Below are 2,939 nucleotides of genomic sequence, written 5' to 3'. Positions count from 1 at the left end.
AAGACGTTCGGCAACGTTGACATGTACGCCGGAGACGATGGCAAAATTTACCTAGCCTGAGAGGAGAGAAACCATGCGCCGTATACATTTTCTCGCCATTGACGAAGCGCTCAAGCATGTCGAGGCGGCGGACAGGTTACTGTCTGCCGTCCTCAATGAACCGCTGGGCGCGGAAGCGGCTGGCATACGGAACGCCAAGGGCGAGCTACATACGTCGCGCGTATGGCTTCGTGCGCTGGAAGCCGAAAAAGACGCTTGACGTTTAGCACGTAAGCGTATAACAAGTTCATCGTGTCGCCATTGGCGACGCCTACCGCAACCGCCAGAACAGGAGAGAACCCAATGGCGAAGCCGACCACTACCGCATCCAAGTCCAGCACCGCCCCGAAGATCCCGGCCGCGACGCCCGCCGCCTCTGCGCCGGCCGCTGCCCCTGTCGCGTCCGGCTTCGTGCTGGAAGACAGCGTCCCGCTGCCCGCTGTTGTCCGCACGGGCGGCAAGGCCAGCAACTACCCGCTGGCCAGCATGAACGTGAACCAGTCCTTCCTGGTCGCCACGTCGGCCCCGGCGTCGATCAGCGATCCGGCCGAGCGCGCCAAGGCGCTGGGCGAGGAGAACCGCCGTGTCTCCAACCGCCTGTCGGGCGTGGTGCGCCGGTTCAAGAAAACCGATGCCAGCAAGTCGTTCGCCATTCGCACGGTCGACGGCGGCGTCCGGGTCTGGCGGACGGCCTAAGCCGACAGCCGAGACGCAACGGGCGGGGCTTCAAAACCCCGCCCTTTTCTTTCCCACCCGGAGGCCATACAATGGACACCCTCTTGGGCCGCATGCTTCGCCCCCTTACGCGGCTGCTAACGAAAGGGAGACACCCCTTGGACAACAATCTGGAAACGCTGTGCGGCGGACGCGACGCGATCCTCGCACGCATGATGGAACACCCCGCCTTGAAGAAAGGCGCGAGTATCGAACAGGCGATGAAGGCCGCAGCTAACGCGGTCGAAACGCTGGTAAGCGAGAACGTCGGCGCTGAGTTCAAAGCCAAGCTGACGGAAGCAATGGACGAATACGTCCTCATGAACGGCGAGCGCGAGACGCTTACAGCCGAGCAACAATCCGAATGGGACAGCGGTATCGACGACGTCGTCGAAAAGCTGGTCGAGCCGTACCAGCAGATGGTATCGGCTGATTGGATCGGCAAGCATACGGTCGACACGCGGTTGCATGAACCGGGCGAAGCCGAAAAGCTGGTCAAGTCTTTCGGCCTGGAAGTGTACAAGCAGATTGCCAACGGACGGAAGCCGGGGCAACTGCTGTCGGCTGTCGGCATCGTACAAGACGAAGTCGCTGCATACATCGCACAGCAGCAGGAAGTCGTCGCGGCTGCTGGCGGCAATGATGACGTCGAAGCAGGTACGGTTGCCATCTGCAAAGCCATCTTGTCGAAAGGCGACGTCGACATTTTCGACCTGTCGGAAGACATCGAACTTGCCGCCGATGACGACGACATCTTGGCCGAGGGTGCGGCATCGCGTATCGCGCCCGGCGTCAACCCGCCGTTCGTGACTGCGCATTTTCGCGCCTATGCCAGCGCCTACGGCAAGGACGCTTTGCTTGATCTGCTTGGCGACGTCCAGGCCAACCCGGACAAGTACGCCGAAGCTCCGGCCGCGACCGCAGAGAAACCGGCGCGGAAGAGCGGCGGCAGGAAAGCGGCCGCGCAGGCTCCGGCCAACGTCGCAGCCGTCAGCGACGTCGTCCCTGCCGAAGCGCTGGCGCTCATGAAAGAGCATGCCAACGTCAACGACAGGGACATGTCGGCCGGTGTCGGCGTGTCGCGCGCCACGTTCAACAACTACGCCAACGGCAAGTTCGAGTTCAAGGCGTCGGCGGAACAGCGCGCGTATATCGCCGACGAAATCCGCAAACACCGCGACGGACTGACGCAAGCGCTGGCGCTTCTCGGGGAGCAGTGAAGCCATGATGTGCGGGGAGCGCCGGGAAGGAAACGAACTGGTGTGCCCCGCATGCGCTCTGCGTTGGGACGTTTCCGAGGATAAGCCGCCATGCCCGCGTCAGCAAGACAAAGAACTGTACGAGCAGCGCCCGTCGCGCAGCCGAAAGCAATGAGGCCCGGTACTGTAGAGTACCGCAAACGGCGCGAGCGCAAGATGGGCGTATGGCGCATGTCGCCAGCGCAATTCGACGCGCTGCCCTTCCTTACGCGCGAGATGAACGAAGACCTTACATACGGACGTCCGCTTCCCATACGGCAGTGGCGTTCGGTTCTGTACGGCAACTGCATGTGTGCTTACGACGGCAACGCGTGGCGTGTCGTCCGTATCGTAGTTCGCGCAGATGTCGGCGGACAGTGAGCGGCAAAAAGGACTGATCAACCGGATATGCAAGGCGCTGGGGTTAGCGCCGCGCGATCTGGCTAAGGTGCTGGGGGTTCCCGAAACAGAAATTAAGGCCATGCTCGACTTGACCGCCCGTCAACTGGTCAGCGCCGACATGGATTACGAATTGGCAACCTTGGCGAACCGGGTAGACAGCGCTATAGGCGTCCTCCTGGCCATACGCGAGGAGCTACAGCGCAAGCTCTACTACGACAGGCAGCGTAGGCTTGCTCGGCATGAGAGGGTGAGGAACAGATGAACGCGATAACCGGCAAGATACGGACGTTTGAACTGACAGTCAGTGTCAGCGGGTATCTGGAAGGCGAGTTTAAGGACTGGCCTGCAAACATACAGGACGGTATCTACCAAGCGCTGGAAAAGAAATCGCAGGAGGTAGAGCTACCGCTGACGATCACGGGTTCTAAGTGCGACAAGGACGAAGACGGATTTTACATCCTGGTCTATAGAAATCAGCTTGGGCAGGTATCGGCGCTTTTGCGCCTCGGTCCCGTTGCGGCGGATTTGGTTGACGCACAGGTTGGA

Annotated in this window: 4 protein-coding genes and 1 pseudogene; 4 read left to right on the top strand and 1 reads right to left on the bottom strand. The window is 61.0% G+C overall.

Features of this window, described 5'->3' with window-relative positions:
• Window positions 1–73: 73 nt before the first annotated feature.
• The 4 genes from ACK4TH_RS11330 to ACK4TH_RS11315 all read left to right on the top strand — a co-directional run bounded on the left by ACK4TH_RS11330 (window position 74) and on the right by ACK4TH_RS11315 (window position 2,655).
• Window positions 74–259, top strand: coding sequence for a hypothetical protein (locus ACK4TH_RS11330; protein ID WP_409626547.1), 186 nt, complete (start codon window positions 74–76; stop codon window positions 257–259).
• A gap of 83 nt (window positions 260–342) precedes the next feature.
• A complete protein-coding gene (locus ACK4TH_RS11325; protein ID WP_409626545.1) occupies window positions 343–735 on the top strand; it encodes a hypothetical protein in 393 nt (130 codons plus the stop codon).
• Between the two features lie 137 nt (window positions 736–872).
• Window positions 873–1,973 (top strand): hypothetical protein, encoded by a 1,101-nt coding sequence (locus ACK4TH_RS11320; RefSeq protein WP_409626544.1) that lies wholly within the window; start codon window positions 873–875, stop codon window positions 1,971–1,973.
• Window positions 1,974–2,355: 382 nt separating this feature from the next.
• Window positions 2,356–2,655: a hypothetical protein gene (locus tag ACK4TH_RS11315; protein ID WP_409626542.1), complete on the top strand. Its 300-nt coding sequence runs from the start codon at window positions 2,356–2,358 to the stop codon at window positions 2,653–2,655.
• 206 nt (window positions 2,656–2,861) lie between these two features.
• Here the strand turns inward: ACK4TH_RS11315 and ACK4TH_RS11310 are convergent.
• Window positions 2,862–2,939 (bottom strand): annotated as a pseudogene (locus ACK4TH_RS11310) (acyl-CoA dehydrogenase family protein); the annotation flags it as partial.

It is taken from the genome of Tepidimonas sp. (assembly GCF_046292505.1).
Taxonomy (GTDB): domain Bacteria; phylum Pseudomonadota; class Gammaproteobacteria; order Burkholderiales; family Burkholderiaceae_C; genus Tepidimonas.
The sequence above is the reverse complement of the archived record's forward strand: the minus strand, read 5'-3'. Positions and strand labels throughout refer to the sequence as shown.